At 42.2% G+C, this 16,635-nt stretch carries 19 protein-coding genes and 1 pseudogene; all 20 read right to left on the bottom strand.

Features of this window, described 5'->3' with window-relative positions; all coding sequences use genetic code 11:
• Positions 1–77 precede the first annotated feature (77 nt).
• A complete protein-coding gene (locus tag LIZ87_RS05185; protein WP_227145670.1) occupies positions 78–1,454 on the bottom strand; it encodes a DUF6382 domain-containing protein in 1,377 nt (458 codons plus the stop codon).
• Complete coding sequence (locus LIZ87_RS05180; RefSeq protein ID WP_178316894.1) at positions 1,444–1,842, bottom strand: hypothetical protein; 399 nt, start codon at positions 1,840–1,842, stop codon at positions 1,444–1,446. Before LIZ87_RS05180 ends, LIZ87_RS05185 begins: the two co-directional genes overlap by 11 nt.
• Complete coding sequence (locus tag LIZ87_RS05175) at positions 1,839–2,306, bottom strand: prepilin peptidase (RefSeq protein WP_178316893.1); 468 nt, start codon at positions 2,304–2,306, stop codon at positions 1,839–1,841. The genes LIZ87_RS05180 and LIZ87_RS05175 overlap by 4 nt, the downstream gene beginning before the upstream one ends.
• A gap of 45 nt (positions 2,307–2,351) precedes the next feature.
• The gene (locus LIZ87_RS05170) at positions 2,352–3,080 is read right to left on the bottom strand and encodes a hypothetical protein (protein ID WP_227145668.1); all 729 of its coding nucleotides are present in this window, start codon (positions 3,078–3,080) and stop codon (positions 2,352–2,354) included.
• 255 nt (positions 3,081–3,335) lie between these two features.
• The gene (locus tag LIZ87_RS05165) at positions 3,336–5,309 is read right to left on the bottom strand and encodes a DUF5702 domain-containing protein (RefSeq protein WP_178313808.1); all 1,974 of its coding nucleotides are present in this window, start codon (positions 5,307–5,309) and stop codon (positions 3,336–3,338) included.
• Positions 5,309–5,413 (bottom strand): annotated as a pseudogene (locus LIZ87_RS05160) (Flp1 family type IVb pilin); the annotation flags it as partial. The pseudogene LIZ87_RS05160 and the gene LIZ87_RS05165, both read right to left, overlap by 1 nt.
• Positions 5,414–5,566: 153 nt before the next feature.
• The gene (locus tag LIZ87_RS05155) at positions 5,567–5,935 is read right to left on the bottom strand and encodes a DUF6262 family protein (RefSeq protein WP_002593735.1); all 369 of its coding nucleotides are present in this window, start codon (positions 5,933–5,935) and stop codon (positions 5,567–5,569) included.
• Complete coding sequence (locus LIZ87_RS05150) at positions 5,932–6,306, bottom strand: DUF6262 family protein (protein ID WP_002593736.1); 375 nt, start codon at positions 6,304–6,306, stop codon at positions 5,932–5,934. The genes LIZ87_RS05155 and LIZ87_RS05150 overlap by 4 nt, the downstream gene beginning before the upstream one ends.
• A gap of 15 nt (positions 6,307–6,321) precedes the next feature.
• Entirely contained in the window at positions 6,322–6,744 is a 423-nt protein-coding gene (locus tag LIZ87_RS05145) for a DUF6262 family protein (RefSeq protein ID WP_002593737.1), read from the bottom strand.
• Positions 6,734–8,236 (bottom strand): site-specific integrase, encoded by a 1,503-nt coding sequence (locus LIZ87_RS05140; protein ID WP_055650661.1) that lies wholly within the window; start codon positions 8,234–8,236, stop codon positions 6,734–6,736. Before LIZ87_RS05140 ends, LIZ87_RS05145 begins: the two co-directional genes overlap by 11 nt.
• Positions 8,217–10,193 carry a tyrosine-type recombinase/integrase gene (locus LIZ87_RS05135; RefSeq protein ID WP_227145667.1) on the bottom strand — a complete coding sequence of 659 codons (1,977 nt, stop codon included), beginning with the start codon at positions 10,191–10,193 and terminating at the stop codon, positions 8,217–8,219. The genes LIZ87_RS05140 and LIZ87_RS05135 overlap by 20 nt, the downstream gene beginning before the upstream one ends.
• 17 nt (positions 10,194–10,210) lie before the next feature.
• Positions 10,211–11,329, bottom strand: coding sequence for a tyrosine-type recombinase/integrase (locus tag LIZ87_RS05130; protein ID WP_118584702.1), 1,119 nt, complete (start codon positions 11,327–11,329; stop codon positions 10,211–10,213).
• Between the two features lie 240 nt (positions 11,330–11,569).
• A complete protein-coding gene (locus LIZ87_RS05125; RefSeq protein ID WP_227145665.1) occupies positions 11,570–11,965 on the bottom strand; it encodes a hypothetical protein in 396 nt (131 codons plus the stop codon).
• Positions 11,966–11,986: 21 nt separating this feature from the next.
• On the bottom strand, positions 11,987–12,334 hold the full coding sequence (locus LIZ87_RS05120) for a recombinase family protein (RefSeq protein ID WP_227145663.1): 348 nt from the start codon (positions 12,332–12,334) through the stop codon (positions 11,987–11,989).
• A 31-nt stretch (positions 12,335–12,365) separates the two neighbouring features.
• The gene (locus tag LIZ87_RS05115; RefSeq protein ID WP_038292372.1) at positions 12,366–12,719 is read right to left on the bottom strand and encodes a type II toxin-antitoxin system PemK/MazF family toxin; all 354 of its coding nucleotides are present in this window, start codon (positions 12,717–12,719) and stop codon (positions 12,366–12,368) included.
• 52 nt (positions 12,720–12,771) lie between these two features.
• Positions 12,772–13,026 carry a hypothetical protein gene (locus tag LIZ87_RS05110; RefSeq protein ID WP_002593745.1) on the bottom strand — a complete coding sequence of 85 codons (255 nt, stop codon included), beginning with the start codon at positions 13,024–13,026 and terminating at the stop codon, positions 12,772–12,774.
• A gap of 635 nt (positions 13,027–13,661) precedes the next feature.
• Positions 13,662–14,105: an RNA polymerase sigma factor gene (locus tag LIZ87_RS05105; RefSeq protein ID WP_227145661.1), complete on the bottom strand. Its 444-nt coding sequence runs from the start codon at positions 14,103–14,105 to the stop codon at positions 13,662–13,664.
• Between the two features lie 319 nt (positions 14,106–14,424).
• Positions 14,425–14,628: a hypothetical protein gene (locus tag LIZ87_RS05100; protein WP_002593747.1), complete on the bottom strand. Its 204-nt coding sequence runs from the start codon at positions 14,626–14,628 to the stop codon at positions 14,425–14,427.
• A 15-nt stretch (positions 14,629–14,643) separates the two neighbouring features.
• A complete protein-coding gene (locus LIZ87_RS05095) occupies positions 14,644–15,186 on the bottom strand; it encodes a hypothetical protein (protein ID WP_002593748.1) in 543 nt (180 codons plus the stop codon).
• A gap of 14 nt (positions 15,187–15,200) precedes the next feature.
• Positions 15,201–16,439: a DNA polymerase IV gene (gene dinB, locus LIZ87_RS05090; protein ID WP_002593749.1), complete on the bottom strand. Its 1,239-nt coding sequence runs from the start codon at positions 16,437–16,439 to the stop codon at positions 15,201–15,203.
• Positions 16,440–16,635 lie beyond the last annotated feature (196 nt).

The raw sequence follows: 16,635 nt of genomic DNA, 5'->3' as shown, positions 1-16,635 counted from the left end.
CATAATTTTTTTAAATTGTTAAGTAAATTACATGCTTTCTAACCAAATTAAAATCCCCCTTCCGTCTTTTTACCCATTTATTTCCAGATATAACCAATGTCCGCGATCATCACCTCATCTCCCTGCTTGACCTCCACTGTTTCATTGGCATCTAACAGAACTCCTCTTACCATAGTTCCATTGGTGGAATTCAGATCTGTTACTGTGTACTTCTCGCCCTGCCTGTCAACCCGGAGATGGAAACGGCTTACGGTCTCCTTATTCAAAATATGATCTGCCAGCTCCTTATGCTTTCCGACCACAAAAGGATAATACGAAATAATAATATCTTCTGTCTCCGGCCTTTTACCCTCCAGCCGGTGTATCCCCTCCTCTGCTCCGCCGCTTAACAGAACGGTTTGAAATGCGCCTGCAGCCTCTTGGGCTTCCTGCAGTTCCTTTTCCTCTCCCATGTCACAATATTGGCCACTGCAGCCTTCCGCAGCTTCCTCCTCCTCTTCCTCATATAGGATCTGCCATGGTTCCTCTTCCTCTGCGTTCCATGTCCTTTTTCTTTTGGACAGCCAGCCAAAAAGAAGATTTCCCAGGATCAGGAATATAAGAAGAGATCCTTCTCCTGCAGCAATTATTTTCCATGATCTGAATAAAGCTGCCTTTCCTTCAAGCAGCCAGATCACACCAGAGATCAAAAAAGCCGCACAGAAAAACACTGCCGCCTGTTTCCAGATAACACCTGTACCTGCAGTACTTCCCTTCTGTTTCTTTTTCATCCCAGCTGTTTCCGGCTGCCCAAAGCTCCTCTGAGACGTCTCGCGATCAGCCCTTTGAGGCTGGCCCGCAGAATTTTTATCTGCTGATAATAAACGTTTTTCCCATGGGGTTTTCTCCGCCTCATTCTGTAAAAATGCAGTATTTTCACTGTCTGCCATCAGTTTCAGCAGATCGTCGATCCCATAGTTTTCCTTTAAGCTCTCCTGATAAAGGCCATATGCCAGGACCACGCACTCCCTGTCCTTGTGGTCAATGTGTTTTAGCAGATACTGCAAAAAGCTGCTCAGGGCTTCCGCAAGATCAGCTTTCCTTCCAGGTATCAGGCACAGGCCCACATCAAAGATCCCAGGCTCCACATAAATATAGTCCGGTTCCAAAAGAAGCCCCTCATTTCCCAGAAGAAACTGCTCCATACGGTCCAGAGTCTCGTGAAGCTGGAACATGAAGCTTCGTATCTCCTCCAATGTAACAGAATGTGTCTCAAGCAATCTTCCCAGGGGCTGCCTGGAGGTAATATCATAGTAATACACAGCTCCCCCATCCCTGTATTTTATCCTCATTTTCAGAAGCCCTTGTATCTTGTTTGAAGCCAGCATATTAGCCTCATATTCCAAGACAGCCTCTCTCTCCGGCTCCGCCAGCAGATAGCTGCGCTTCATCTCACGTATATAGCTAATCTTCATTTCTTTCACCCAGATCTTCAAGCAATGTTACCTTCCTCAGAAAACACTCCGGTCTGAATTCCTCCATCTCTATGGAATAACCCCAGTCTCCCCCTGCTCCAAAGCCTCTTATCTGCCTTCCTCTCTTCTCCAATGACATCTGATAAAGCGGAAATGACAGCAGCAGCCCCATATTTTCCTCGCCCTTCCGGGCAATTTTGTCCGGATCCTCCTGTTTTTCATGCCTGGATTTCTCCACCCCTTCGTGCAGTACCATTGCGCCTGCCGTCTCATCGTGAAGCCTCCCTGCCTGCCTTATGATAACCGCTGTCACGAGAAATACCAGAGCCATAATATAGGCTGCCTCCACAGTAAAACTGCCCTGTAAACGCCTTTTTTCTCTTGTCATAAAAGCATCACCCCTATTCCAACAGGAAACACAAACGGTAAGAATGGCAGACGGACTGCTCCTGTCCTCCTGCCTTCCCTTACGCCCTTTAAAAACAGATACAGGCTTACCGGAAAACACAAAAGCAGACTTCCGCCCAGAAGCAGCAGATTCCCCGGATATCCCAGATATATACCGGATATGAGAAAAAACCAGCCATCTCCTTTTCCGATGGCCTCTTCTGTGACAGCAGACAGCAGAAGGAGGAAAATGCCCGGAAGGAGGGCCAATGCTCCTTCTGCCATGACCGCCATTAGTTCCTCTCCCTTCCAACAGACCTCCCACATCCGCACAGCGATCCCCGCCATTCCGGCAATCTGAAAGGTTCTTACGGAAATGCTCCTCTTCCTTGCATCCTGCCATGCAGCGGCTGCTGAGAACCAGAGAAAGCTGCCCTTCAATATCCACTCATTGATATGATCCATTTGTTATCCACCTCCTGGTACGCAATAGAAACTACGTACAATATGTTAATCTCCTCCGCAATAGGAACAAGGCCCCAAATGTTCCACCTGGCTTAGAGGCACTGCCTGGACATAGGCAATAATGGCGCTGCAGCTGCCCGATGTATGATATCTCGTACCGTAGGGCATCACATATACACTCCCTTCTGCCCCGCCAGAGCCACAGGCCTTGCAGGACTGATAGCGCTTCCCATCCTGGTTTCTCAACCCCTCGATTTCCTCTGCCGGAACCTGTTTAAGGTCATTATCAAGATAATGGCAGCTCCTGTTCCGGTGGAACCTGGAGGAAGACTTCCCTATATATACGATCTCCTCCTCTTCTTCCTCTTCTCCAGCTCCCTTCCTGAGGCGGTTTCCATCTGCACCTGTCCACATCCTTCTGCTGCATATGGTCTCCATAGGTATACTATCCAGCCCCAATACGGAAAAGGGCAGGCGCAGGCGATAGCTCATGACAATATGTACCATTTCATCCGGCCCGATCTCTGTCCCGGCAAAGGATACCTGTTCGACCCACTCCCCATTGATCCTGCTCATGATCCCAAGGGCTGCATAGCCCGCTGTCAGAGCAGACTCTGCCCTGGACCCAAAATCCTCCTCTTCCTCCAGCCTTTCCCGCTCTGCATCTACGGTTTCCGCCTTTCCCCGCTCCATGCAGTTGCTCAGATAAGCATATTTGCTCAATTCTTCCCCTACGGCCTCTGCCGCAGCCTGTATCTGTCTCTGTCTGTCCATGATCTTCATCGGCATCATGAGGCAGACACAGGCAAACAAAAACAGAGGAAGACTTAAGGCTGCCTCCAGTGTCAGGCTTCCCTTCCAGCCAGGGGAGATCCATGATAATGCCCTCTTTTCAGTTTTATACCAGCGGATCCGTACTTGGAGAGGTGCGAATATTGTTTGATATATTAGAATCTGTATGGAGTACCATGTTCTTTTTTTCTTTTTTCTGTGCTGAAAAAAGGGCATCATCATAAACCTCCCCTATTATCACTGTTTCTCAAAATAGCTTCCCGACACAGCCATTGCCGTTTCATAGGACCATCCACTGTCCGGAGCCGGATCTTTCCACAAGCCCAGCGAGAAAAATACATGTTTTCCACAGGCTGCCGCCTCCATATCCACCAGACATGCACAATTTTTCACCGCGAATCCAGGCTGTGCCTTTCCTATATTGAGCTGGACCACATCCATCATCCGGTACACCTCCTCCCTTCCATACCCTGCAAACAGCAGCATGCGCATATAGCCTGTATAATCAATTCCTTTTTGGTTCTCGACCTTTGAGCCTCCCGTATGATCAAGACTCCTGCTTTTTCCCAGATCTAAAAGCCCTTGAAGATCCAGCTTCCAATCCCCTTCTGACTTCCATAGAGGAACCTTTTCTCCTTCCAGAAGGCACCTTACATCCATAAGCGCCTCCCCCAGGGCCCACTGTGACATAATAAAAAATGTCATGATCGAAACAAGAGGAAGCATGCCTGTCCCTCCCACGATAGCCATGGCCAGACTCCTGGCCTCCTGGCGCTTTCCGGTATCTGATAAAATGCCTGCCAGGTTAAGTCCTGTTCTCAGGGCGGTAAGGCGGGTTACCACACCGGAAAGATTTTCCCTGTCCACCTCTTTTCCACATAAAATGTATTCCAATTCATAAAAGGCATCTGACGGAAGCTCCTTTTGAAAGCCGTTAAAATACCTTGTTCCATATTCACATACGATCAGCCGGTCCAGGAAATTTCCCACCCCCTGTACCCCGCTCTCCGAGGAATATGGGGTTTCCCTTCCGCTGCCTCCATATTCCGCTGACGGAGCACCCTTAAGCTTCAGCCTTCTCCCTGACACCACAGTCCCCTCCGGCAGAACAAGCTCCAGAAGCCCTTTTCCTGCCAGCTCTCCCACCTGTTCCAGGAACTGTTCCTTCTCCTTGTCCTCTATGCCAAACTCAACTGGCAGCCACAGCATGGGATATCCCTCCCACTGGGCCCGGACCGGACTCCACAGCGCTTCCTCATCCAGCTCATCCTCCTCGTCCTCAGGATCCCAGTTATCGATGTAATCCATGACCTCCTCTGCTGCCTCGATGCATTGCTCCACAAACTGGATATTGTCCTGGCTTCCTGCCTTTAAGGCAGAGGCCTCCCTTCTGCGCTGTCCCTCCTGGTCCGTATAGGCCTCATACTGGCTGATCTCATCCTCTAACGCTGACCGGACTCCCTCTCTGAGGCCGTCTTCTGCTTCGAATCTGCTCCTGCTCTCCTTCAGAGCCTTATCCAGCTTATCTGCCTGCCTTTCGTATTTCTCCACCAGCCCCGGAAGCTTTTTTAACTCCTTTATCACCTGCCTGCACTCCCTGATAAATTCCCCGCCATCCAGGCAGTCCAATGCCTCTCTTCCCCTTTCCCAGTGCTCCTTCTGCCCGGACAGTGCCTCCTGTATGCGCTCAAGGGCTTTTTCCAGCTTTACAGCATCTTTTGCATGGTCATCATAAAGATCTGATATCCGGCTTACTCCCTCCCCCTCCTGCAGATCAGCCATAAGCCCGCCAGCGCCTTCCTCGTCAAGCTCATCCCACAGGACGCCGATCAGGCCGTATTTCATATAGTCCAGGATCTCCTGCTCAAAATATCTTCCGTCCCCCTCTGTCAGCGTCACCATATCCTTCACCTGTGCCTGACGGATCTCCATAGGATACCAGTTCTCCGCCTCTATGTAGGGCTCTGCAAACTGAACAAATTCCTCCTCCAGCATCTCCCTCCCATCAGATTCCAGGCCCAATATACGGTACTGCTCCCAAAGCTCCCTGTGATATTGGGCCATCAGAGAATCCATGGAGGAATCCACTGCCATACGAAGATAGCAGCGCGCTCCTGCTGTGCGGACGGATTCCGCGATCCCGCACAGCAGGGCACATATGCTTATGAGGATGAGGGCCAGAAATACGGTGATCTCACCCTTCCTTCCCATCAATACACCTCTTTTGACTGACTGTTGATCTGCTTAAAAATGTTCTCAAGCAGGGTGGTGATCTGCTTTTTAAATATAATGACGAGTCCAATAAGCACCACCATAAAATCCAGTACCTGCCCCGGAATGCTTGAAAATACTTGTTTTATCTTTCACATCACTCCGATGTGTAAATTATTTTTCTTTTTAATTTAGTAAAAAAGCAGACTCTTGGATATCCTCTTGTCCAAAAGTCTGCTCTCTTACTTTATGTAAAATTATCTATTTTCTTTCAACCTCTGATTTTCCTCTTCTAGTAATTCTATCTGCAGCTCTAGCTCTTTAATTCGTCTCTTGTATAAAATCATTTGTCTTTTCAGCTGTTTATTAACTTCCTCAGTTGCTCTATCAAAAATTGCCTTTTTAGGATTATAACATTCCCCCTGCTTCAACTGTGCATCTTCTACCATTTGTTTGGCCTGTAAATTTCTATAAAAATAACTTCTATCAACTCCTGAATATTTTGCCAATGTAGTAATCGAGATCCTCTCCTTTCTTCGGAGCATCGCATCAATCTCTCTCTGAATAATTTCTAAATTCTCTTTTTCTTGTTGTTTCTTGAGACCTACGATTTTATCATACTTCATTTAACATCACTCACACCTTTCTGTTGCCTTCGCAAAGTATCTAACTCTGATTCCAGCTTTTGATTTTCCGCTTTCAATTTTATAATTTCAATTCTCATAGCTAACAACTTTTCCTTATACCCATCAAGGAGTTCCGCTTCGTCTATGTTCATTTTATAGCTTTGATTTTGAATATCAACAGCTTTATGTACTTCTTCTTTGATTTTTTCATTTCTGTAGAAAAACGAGTTAGATAATCCTGTTCTTTTGCATAATCCGGAAACTGTAATCCTTTCACCCTCATTACGCATTCTTTGAATTTCTTCCATTGCTAGTTTTACTTTTTTCCTACTTTTCTCCTGGCTCATTTCGATGATTTTATTTGCTTTCATCTTTAATCACAACCTTTATAGTTTTTTCAACAACGCAATCTCCTTTCGATCCAACCGTTTCTTCAATGTGTCCACCTCTTTTTGAAGTATACTGCACTTTTGGAGAAGCTGCTCATTTTCAACCTTTAACCTTTGATTCTCTGACTGACAGCTGTTAAAATCCTTCTTCAATTCCTGAAAATTATAACCCACAACATTTGTTTCTTCAGATGGCTGCTGTACATCTATCCGCCGTGGCAGTTTGACAGCTTCCTCAAGTCTCTGACGGACTTGCATATTCTTATAAAAAAATCCTCTTGATAAACCTGTCCAACGAACCAATTCTGTTACAGATATCGGCATCCCTCTGGCACTCATATCATCGATTGCCCGAATCGCCTTTTTTATTTTCTGCTCACTCTCAGCTTTGTTAACAGCTATCATCTTATCATATTTCATACCCATCCCACTCCTTTACCACATCCATTAAAATCATATCGATTTTTTCTCTGACTGCCCTCGTTTCATCCGCCATTATCTTGTTCCCAATCTTTCGGTAATGATGTACACTTTGTAATGTTTTATGCCCCAAAAGCCTTGCGATCATCCAGTCGTCGATATGCATTTCTGTCAGCTTTTTCCCATAACAATGTCGGAATGTATGTGTTCCAAAATTCAGCAATTCTCCATTCTCATCCCGAATATCATTTTTCCTAATCATTTGCATGACTCGATTTTGGAGCATGCTATACTGAAATGGTTTCGATGGATCATCTTTTTTTACAAAAATATATTTTGTCTTTCCATAATGTTCCTCGGTATAATCAATTGACTTTATAATAAGCTGTGCTATTTCATCACTAATTGCTTTTTCAAATGTAATTGATTTTACCTGCTCGATTCGTATAAAATATCGATTTTCTCTTATACTCAAACAGTCTGTTTTTAGTGTAAGCGTATCCGAAATTCGTGTTCCCAGCAGCTGATGAAGGATTAACGCCCTCGCTATTTGTTCATCCATCTGAAAAATGTTTTCATTCAGCTTCTTTATGGTTTCGTCCGAATAAAACTTAAATAGATATCTTGGCGTGCTAGGAAAATCTGTACTTATAAATAGGTTTTTGATATCCTGCCTATCATAATGATTTCCCACATCTTCAACTACCCTTCGTAGACCATATAAATCAGAGCGATAATTTTTCCTTTCCTTTGCCTCTGTCTGAAGATAGATCAAATAGCTTTCCATAATATCCCGTGTCAAATCTAGTAATGATATAATCTTAGGATACCTTAATTCCAGATATCTACAAAATCTTTTAGTCGCTACCACCTCAGCCATAATACTTCCTATTGCCATATATTTCAAATGCATAAAAATTACTGTTTTAACTTCTTTTCGGATTGTTATTTGACTAATTCCTTTAAAATTTATAGTCTTTACATTCTTTATCGGGTTGCTGCGGAGAGGAAATTCAAACTTGTCCAATTCCCACACATCTCTCTCCTGTTCTAAGCACCCCCCATCCTTCTGAGAATACCTCAGAATCTTCTTCATATGCTTTATTATGCCAGGTGTTTCTGTTGCTACAATTTCATAAACGCTTCGATACTTCTTACTTGTAAGGGCATATCCCTTTTCCATCATCCAACTCTTTAGCTGCAAAATAATCTTATTCTCGTCTTCATATCTCAGGATTTTAATATTCTTTTCTATAAGAAAATTCCGGATATTATTAAAATATAATATTTCAGATGCCAAACTACTTGGAGCAAGTTTCTTTCCCCTTTCCCAGACAAAATCTTCTAGGAGCTTTCTTACTTCTTCTGACGGAAGTCCCTCCAGGTCGAAGTAACGGTCTTTCCGAACCCTCATTCTCTTTTTTTGTTCTTCAGTCGCATTCTTATAGCAGTCTAATTCATAGATATGTATCTTATTTTCCAGTTTTTTCACCCCGTTTCTTTGGAATAATTCCAGTTGCAAGAAGATTTTCTGCCTGATTGAAATATTCCTTATTCGCCTGTTCGATCCGTTTAGGCATGTAGTCTATATACTGCTTTGTCATATTTTCATTGTTATGCCCTAAATAATCCCGAATCGTCTGAATGGACACTCCTTCATCATAGAAACTACTTGCCAATGTATGCCTGTAATCATGCGTCTTGAATGTTTCGCCCGAAATATGTATTCCATACTTCTTACAATTTGCTTTGAAGCCCTTAACAAATGTACCAGTCCTATATGCCCCGCCATCCTTTGATTTAAACAGGAAATCGGTAGGTTTAATATGATGCTTTTTTATATAAATTTTCATAATTTGATAAAGCACCAATGAAATTGGTATCATTTTTTCCGCTTTCATTTTGATTTGATAAACCTTAATCCATGCATCTTCCCCATCCCAATAATATGCACCTCCTTTTAATGTACACACTTCACTAATCCGTAATCCTGTTGCCCATAAATTTAGAAAAATAAGTCTTTGTACCTCTGGAAAAAACTTCAGCTTTTTTAATATTTCCATATACTCATCTTCCTGAACACTTCGATCATGGTGATATGGAAAAACTTTCTGGATGTAATAATTCGGATCAAAAATTATTCTCTTGATATGTCCTTTAGCATTTAAGTACACAAAAAATCTGTGAATATCAAATATCTGTCTATTTACTGTTTCTGCTTTAATTTCCTCTTCCTGCAGAAGTTTGAAATACTCTGCTATCTGTTCTTCCGTAATTTCACATATGGATTCCACTGTGTTAAAGTAAACTAGAAATTTTTTAATATAACACAATTGATTTCGTATATTTCCAAGTGCTAAATCACCGATACCTACTTGATATTTCATATACTCTTGCAGCAATTCTCTGTTTCTCTCATTCGTCACTTCGTAAAAACTGAGTCGCTGCACAGGATTGCTTGGATTTACACGCTCTGGTGCAAAATTGAATCTTTCCATATACCAGACATTTGCATACCAGTGAATTTCTTTTCCACTCATAAATAGTATTTTGCGGCTGTTATCCACAATCTGCATACTATTCTTCACATTTGCAACTTTCCTGGCTACAATTGTTTCCAATTTCTTTATTTGCTCCAGTTCAAGCCGCTCGATATCATCAATTCCTTCCTCTACGCAAAACTCATACATCCACCTTAAAGGAAGTAGATAGCGCACTCTGCGATCCTTGCTGTCTTTTATATTTCTCAAGGCATAACACAAAATCTGAAAAATTTGTTTTTTTAAAGTTTCTGGCGCCTTTTGACTAAAATCCCATACCAGTTCGCTTTTATCTTGGATATAATCAAAATCTGATGCTATGTCCTGATCCGGTATATAGGGAAGAAAAATCACTTGCCCTTCATACTTGAGCCGCTCTTTATTTCTTCCAGAAAGGGTTTCCATTTCTTTTCGGATATCAAACTGTTTGATCCGATCCAATGTCTTCAAATATTCAAGACCTTTAGAGGAAGTTTTTGTCCTGCGCAACTCACTTTCATACAGTTCTCTGATTCTATAATCAATTTCCTTTACATGATGAATTCCCTGCCGTATCAAGAAATTCCTGACATTTCCTTTCAAGCGTTCTTGCACTGTATTGCACTGCTCAATTTCATTCAACAACTCTTTATACTCTTCTTGGATGAGAGTCTTCTTCAAATTTCGCAGGAACCCAGTTCGCTCAAATACCTGTTTCTTTGTAAAGTTCCCTGTTTCACGCAAAAAGATTTTATAATTACGGAAATCCTGTTCTTCTATAAGGAAAACATCATATATCCCTACACCTTTTAGGTAGGACTCTGCACACTCCCAGTATGTACTCGGTACATTTATATCTGTTATCAACTGGTTGTGAAGATAATCCGCTTTATCCTGTGATTCCGTATTCAATAATCTTAATGCAGTCACATACTTCTCCTCCTTCCCTAAAGTAATTTGTCAATTTCATAAATGGACTGATGTTTTCTATAAAATTCATCACTGACATCCATCAACTCCTGATCCGATATATTTAAATATCTCATCGTTGTTTCTATATTTCGATGCCCAAGCGCTTGACTGATAAGTTCCAGCTTCCATCCAGCCTTCCGGCGAGCATTTGCAAAATAATGCCGCAGCATATGTGGTGTTACTTTAATCCCAGTCTTCTTCTGCAGCCGTTCCATCAATGCATAGACGCCTGAGTCCTGCATCGGTTTTCCTGCATAATCTCCCGAAATGTTAATAATCAAGTATTCCTGCTGGAAAATAAGGTCTTTATATTCCTCTATATAAAACTGCAGAATTTCAAAGGTGGCATCGCTGATTTTTGCCTTTCTGTACTCTGCATTCTTAGCCCTGGCTCCATTTTCATTATCTTCTCTAAAATTGACATACAGCAAGTGTCTCTCATAATCAATGTCTGTCGCATACCGGACTCCCAAAAGTTCCCCGATGCGAAATCCCGTTTCTGCTAATAATAAAAGCAGGATTTGATCGCGACAATTGGCACATGCCTTTAATAAAATCACGATCTTATCCTGCTCTATGGTCTTCCCTATATGTCCTTTTTCCTGTAGATATCCATGAAATGTATTCCGATATAATGTTCTTTTTACTCCCACTGAATTATGTACAATAATTCTCATATCAGAGAGGACTTTCAATTGCTTTGTAGATTCATCCTGCTGTCCAGAAAATCTATAAAATCGGAACACCTCTTTTAAATACGCATTACAGGTCTCATTATATGGTTTCTTTTTATAACTATCTCCACTATGCAATCCTGCCTGTAACCATATCAAATAGTCTGTAAAGTGTTCCTGCTGCTTATCATATGGCATCTCCCATACATCATCTAACTGAATGCCAGTCTCATCTATATAGTTCAGATAGTATGAAATGGCTCCTGCACTTCTTCTGATAGTGTTAGGTGACAATTTTGATCTTTTTTTATGCATTAGATACTTGGAGGGCAGTAACACTATATCTTGGCTCTCCTGTTCACGAATGAAATAATATTTTTCGTGATTATCTATCTGGGAATCCACAATATACCTTGCCATATTACTTTACTCCTTTCCTCTAACGCTATACACAGTATACCGTGTTACTCTTCTCATAGCTATCACACAATGTAACAATCTTTCCTTTTCAAACGAAGCATTATCAATAAACAACGTCAATCGATTTGATAACTCCCTGCTATTCCAAATGCAATACCTGCAGTTAACAAAAATCCAATAATTCCAACTGCCGCAACAATCAATATCCCAATCATGATCGTTCTACCTCCTCAACAATCTCTATAACATCTGGCATTCTGCCATCGTAACCGCTTCATCTTCCATAGCAAAATATTCATTTGCCGCATTGCGTTCCACCGCCAAAATCTCTCCAGCCTCCTTCTCTCCCAGCTGGATCGGCGCCAAATACTCAATAATTCTCCCACATAATTTCTGGTCCGGACAAACATCCAGCATCCCCATACAGGTATTCACAATCAGGCGATCCAACACATCGGTAATCACTATTTTTTTAGCATCATATCCTCTCGCACCGATAAAATTTGCCAAGTTCTCCGGGGTCAGTGCCAACATATATTCTTTTCTGGCTCCCCCACCATATGGATACTCATAGGCATATCCCATCGTTTCTGTGTCCATGATCCGTTCTACCATATTCTTTTCTTCTGCTCTCATAAAATCTTCTCTCCTATTTTTTCAACTGCCAAACTTAATTTTCCCTTCCAATGGCGAATATGCATCGACATCATAGCTTTCCTGAAGGATCTGAAATCTTGCGAGCTGCATGGATGATCTAGACAGCCTGCCACGGTTTACAATCAAAAGAACATCTATCTGTTCTTTCTGAACCGCTTCTATAAAATGACGAAATCCATTTCGATTCCAAAGCGGAGTTGTCCCCACATCACTGGAACTTCCAACCAGTTCAAATCCCATCTGCTCTCCATAATCAATCAGCTGTTTAAACTGACTTTTTAATGCACCATTTCTATCTTCCGGTGCATCAATCGCACAATAGATCCACGCACGTTTTCCCTGACCCATTCCTGCCTCCTGCTCCTTTTCCAAACACCCTTTATGTTCTTCTCTGTACTGTTACACCAAAACTCACGAGAATTGCCTCATCTACTTTACGCATCATGGCTCCACTCAGACTTCCCACATACCCTCTTAATCTTATCCGGTCAATCGTCCTTACCTGCTCCAATAAAATAACAGAATCATTATGGAGTCCTCTTACATGATTTCCCAATTCGATATGTGTAGGTATCCAGTGCTTATTAGGCCGACTTGTAATTGCTGCCACAATGACGGTTGGACTGTAACAATTACCAACATCATTCTGAATAATCAAAACCGGCCGGATTCCCCCCTGTTCAGAGCCTATTACCGGCATCAGGTCTGCATAATATATATCTCCTTTTTTTATCGTAACACTTCCCCTCCTTCCATCTACTCTGGACTACGAATATTTCTACTCTTTATGAAAAGTCTCTATCTCTATGTAATTCTGCCGTCATATGGCAAATGCCCTTTTTCCAGCTTACGCTGATGACCTCGCCTGCCAAAAGTTCATCAGCTCGGATTCCCTTTCCCAGCTCCTTCTTGGCTGCTTCTTTCTGCCCTTCCAAAAGTATGGATTTTACCTGGTCAGAATTCAGAAATAAATATCCTTTCGATGTCATAAAATGAAAATTGCTGTCAGAATATAATTCCATAAATTCTTTGACACGCATATACATCTTCCTCCTTATCATTTTGTGATTTAGAACACAAGGATAGCGGCAGCCTTATCCAGCTGATCTATCTTTCCTTTTCCGCTGGATAAATATAAAGCTGCCGCCATAGTTTCTGTTAAAAATCACTTGTTCTTCATTTTCAAAAGTTCCTATTCGACACAACTTCCCGGAACCAGATATCGGAAATACTGATATTCCTGTTACAACCGATATCTTTGGGCGGCAACACTGACCAGCCATGGCTTAAGGCTGTCATGGGATTGTTCCCCTCCGAGGGTCTCTCCGAGCCGCCCTCATTGCGTGTTCCCGTTTTGCGGGGCTGTGACTGGACGGAAGTATCATTATAGGCTGTTCAGGTCATTGCAGGCAGTCTGCCAAAACTGCTTTAAGGACAAATTTTTTTCGCTCTGCACCTTTGATGTCATCTTATTGACAGACACTCTGACTATCTGCAGGTGGTCGTGGCGGATTTTCCTTTGTGCTTTTCCTTTTGGGCTGAACAACTAAGGTATCTGTATTGCCGGATATGACTGTTTCACACAGTTTTTGCCAAAGAACAGAAAGAGAAATCAGTCCCCTTCACTTCTTTCCACGCTGGCAGAGAAGTTTGAGAACCAAAAACAGAAAAATAATTAAAATAATTTTCTCAGTTTCTCTAAAATCTTCTGTCTCCGTTTGTTTATCGCCTTCTGTGACAATCCAAGTACCGAAGCTACCTCCCGTTCCGTCCGTTCCTCAAAATAGAGTTCCTGAATCAACCACTGTTCTTCTTTCGAGAGTTCTAAAAGGAATTTATGTAACTGTTCACACTCTATTTTTTTCAGAATCTGATCCTCAACACTTCTGTTTTCTTCTGGAAATTGCACAGCCATTTCCTGCAGGCGTTCATAGGAATCCTCTCTGCTAGGAATGGTCATTTTCTCTCCTGTTTTAGGATCTACGATATTTCTTGCTCTTTTTAAGTCATATTCCTGATACTGCATTTTTCTTTCACTTGTTCTCAATACAGCGATTACTTCCTCGCTGGCTTTCGGATACATTTTTCTAAAATCCGGTATCTTATACGGTTTTGCCATGTTCCTGTCCTCCTTAGTTTTCGTTGGGTGGTGAAAACGAAGGACAAGTGGCGGACTACGACATAGGTTTCTGGCAATCCCCAAGCAAGAGCTTTTCTCCATACGCTGCTCCTTAGAAAAAAAGAAGCCAACGGGAGGATCCCGCTGGCTTTTAACAAATTAGAAATTGGATGCAGCACACAAAACACTATAAAAAAAGACCCCATACATTTCTGTATGAGATCTTCTCGCTCAGCACACTGACCATCCAGTGTACTGACTATAACATGAGAGAAGTCGGACTTTCAGTAGGACTCTTGTCGGACTTTAGTCGGACTATTTAATTGATATGAAGCGTTCTCGGTTTGCTTCCGTCACTTTCAATCAGATGTTCTTCCTTCAATTGCCGAAGATAACCATGCACAGTTGATGGGGAACGATACCCTAAACCTTTTCCGATATCCCGCACAGTAGGCGGATATCCATACCTTTTTATGTATTGCTCAACAAAATACAAAACTTCCATTTTCTTTTTGTTGCTCATAAAACCACCTCTCCTCTATTCATAAAGTAACGGTTCTTCCAAAGCCTGTTTGATTTGAGGAAGAGCACTCCCCCAAAGGGATAGACCGAATATTTTAATTGCTTCCTTTTTTCTATCATAATATGTGCTTCTTTCCATCCGAAGCGTTTCCAGTAATTCAGGCTCTGTATATCGGAACCGGCTTAAATAACACTTAAACACAATGTCAAAATAAAGCTGTGGTGAATATGGAAAATCACGCATTTTAACCATGGCCGAGTCTACCAGTTCCACAAGCCACTTGGTCTGGAACAGGCTTTTTACTGTTTCTTCAAACTTTTCCCTCTCTACAGTAGGAGCAAAATCATTCAGATATAGAAGCCCCTCCTCCAGTTCTCTGCCATAACAATATTCTGCTTCTTCACGAAGCATTGCAGCACGGTCACAGGCCGTCCAGCATACATTTCGATAAATAGATAATAACAATTTTGACCTTTCATATAAATTTTGTTCATCCAGATGCTGCATCACACACAGCATCTGAATACTGTTTTTTGCCAATGAGTTTTTCCGTCCCATAAGCCCCTCCTATCTTACCGGTTCATAACTCCCGGCATAATCAAACCATGATCTCGGTATTCTGGCATCTTCAGATCCTTCATCAAGGCCGCTGGATAGATAGCCCTTTTTCCAAATCGCCGCCGAATTTCCTCAATCGCCAGAAATAATTTTTCTTCTTTCTCAAGCCGGATTGGATCCGAAAACAAACAGATTTGCTCCGGTTCTTTTGCTGATACCAAGTTGATTGCACGAACAGTTACCGAACGCACAGGTTCCTTCCAATCATAATTTCTCTGAAATAGTTCCCTCGCCAGTTTAGCAATTTCCAAAGGCACTATCGTCGGAAGGGAAAGTTGACCTTGATACTGCCTTGTAAATAGTTCCTGACTGCGAATCGCTATCTGAATCCCCTGTGCTTTCAATCCATGAATCCTTAATCGATGTCCTATGTCCTGGCATAATTCCAGAATAACCTTCCAGACCTCCTCTTCTGTTTTAAGATCTGCTGTACAAGTAATTCCATGCCCCACACTTTTCATCGGAGACACAAAGTCCTTCTCCATTACCGGACTATCATCCAGACCATTTGCATATGACCACAGCATCAGCCCATTTTTACCAAGAAGCTGGTTCACATAATCATGATCCATTTCTGCCAGATCTCCTATCGTATAAATTCCAACTTGCTCCAGCTTCTTTGTAGTTGAGCGGCCACAGAATAATAATTCCGATACCCGAAGCGGCCAAACCTTTTGTTTCCATTCTGATTCTTCAATGCTAGTTATGGCATCCGGCTTCTTCATATCACTTCCCAGTTTTGCAAATATTTTATTGAATGAAATTCCTATACTAACAGTCAATCCCAGTTCATTCTTCATCCTGCAGCGAATCTGGTCTGCAATTTCTTTTCCAGAACCATAAAGAACCTGACTTGCTGTCACATCCAGAAAGCACTCATCCATTCCGTAAGGCTCTACCAGGTCTGTATATTCCTGATAAATCTCTCTTGCCATATTGGAATATTTTAAATACTGTTCATACTGGGGTGGAACCAAAATCAAATCCGGACAAAGTCGTTTTGCCTCCCAGTTAACCATTCCTGTTTTTATTCCTGCTTGTTTCGCTTTCTCTGATTTTGCAAGAACAATTCCATGACGGTTTTCTGTGGACCCGCACACTGCTACTGCTTTTCCCTGTAGCTCTGGGTTCAGCATCATTTCTACAGAAGCATAAAAACAGTTCATATCACTATGAAGGATTGTCCGATTCATATTCTGTACCCTCTTCCAATTTTTTCTAGCAAGTATTAGCACACTTATTCTTGACAGCTTGCACACTTACCACTATAATGTGCATATAGTCACTGATACTTGCCAACTCTTGCTAATTCAAATATTAGCAACTACATGCACACTTGTCAATAGCACAGTTAGCAAGTTTACGCACACTAAAACGAATGGAGGTCTG

Origin of the sequence: Lacrimispora sp. 210928-DFI.3.58 (assembly GCF_020554865.1) — a bacterium.
Classification (GTDB): Bacteria; Bacillota; Clostridia; order Lachnospirales; family Lachnospiraceae; genus Enterocloster.
Note: the sequence above shows the minus strand (reverse complement) of the source record. Positions and strands in the feature narration are given on the sequence as shown.

Coding starts and splice junctions, on each gene's coding strand:
- LIZ87_RS05105 (WP_227145661.1), bottom strand. CDS start 14,105: ATGGCAAAACCGTATAAGATACCGGATTTTAGAAAAATGTATCCGAAA.
- LIZ87_RS05145 (WP_002593737.1), bottom strand. CDS start 6,744: ATGAAATATGATAAGATGATAGCTGTTAACAAAGCTGAGAGTGAGCAG.
- LIZ87_RS05185 (WP_227145670.1), bottom strand. CDS start 1,454: ATGAAGATTAGCTATATACGTGAGATGAAGCGCAGCTATCTGCTGGCG.
- LIZ87_RS05155 (WP_002593735.1), bottom strand. CDS start 5,935: ATGAAGTATGATAAAATCGTAGGTCTCAAGAAACAACAAGAAAAAGAG.
- LIZ87_RS05125 (WP_227145665.1), bottom strand. CDS start 11,965: ATGAGAGCAGAAGAAAAGAATATGGTAGAACGGATCATGGACACAGAA.
- LIZ87_RS05100 (WP_002593747.1), bottom strand. CDS start 14,628: ATGAGCAACAAAAAGAAAATGGAAGTTTTGTATTTTGTTGAGCAATAC.
- LIZ87_RS05150 (WP_002593736.1), bottom strand. CDS start 6,306: ATGAAAGCAAATAAAATCATCGAAATGAGCCAGGAGAAAAGTAGGAAA.
- dinB (WP_002593749.1), bottom strand. CDS start 16,439: ATGAATCGGACAATCCTTCATAGTGATATGAACTGTTTTTATGCTTCT.
- LIZ87_RS05180 (WP_178316894.1), bottom strand. CDS start 1,842: ATGACAAGAGAAAAAAGGCGTTTACAGGGCAGTTTTACTGTGGAGGCA.
- LIZ87_RS05110 (WP_002593745.1), bottom strand. CDS start 13,026: ATGCGTGTCAAAGAATTTATGGAATTATATTCTGACAGCAATTTTCAT.
- LIZ87_RS05095 (WP_002593748.1), bottom strand. CDS start 15,186: ATGGGACGGAAAAACTCATTGGCAAAAAACAGTATTCAGATGCTGTGT.
- LIZ87_RS05170 (WP_227145668.1), bottom strand. CDS start 3,080: ATGGACAGACAGAGACAGATACAGGCTGCGGCAGAGGCCGTAGGGGAA.
- LIZ87_RS05120 (WP_227145663.1), bottom strand. CDS start 12,334: ATGGGTCAGGGAAAACGTGCGTGGATCTATTGTGCGATTGATGCACCG.
- LIZ87_RS05165 (WP_178313808.1), bottom strand. CDS start 5,309: ATGGGAAGGAAGGGTGAGATCACCGTATTTCTGGCCCTCATCCTCATA.
- LIZ87_RS05175 (WP_178316893.1), bottom strand. CDS start 2,306: ATGGATCATATCAATGAGTGGATATTGAAGGGCAGCTTTCTCTGGTTC.
- LIZ87_RS05130 (WP_118584702.1), bottom strand. CDS start 11,329: ATGGCAAGGTATATTGTGGATTCCCAGATAGATAATCACGAAAAATAT.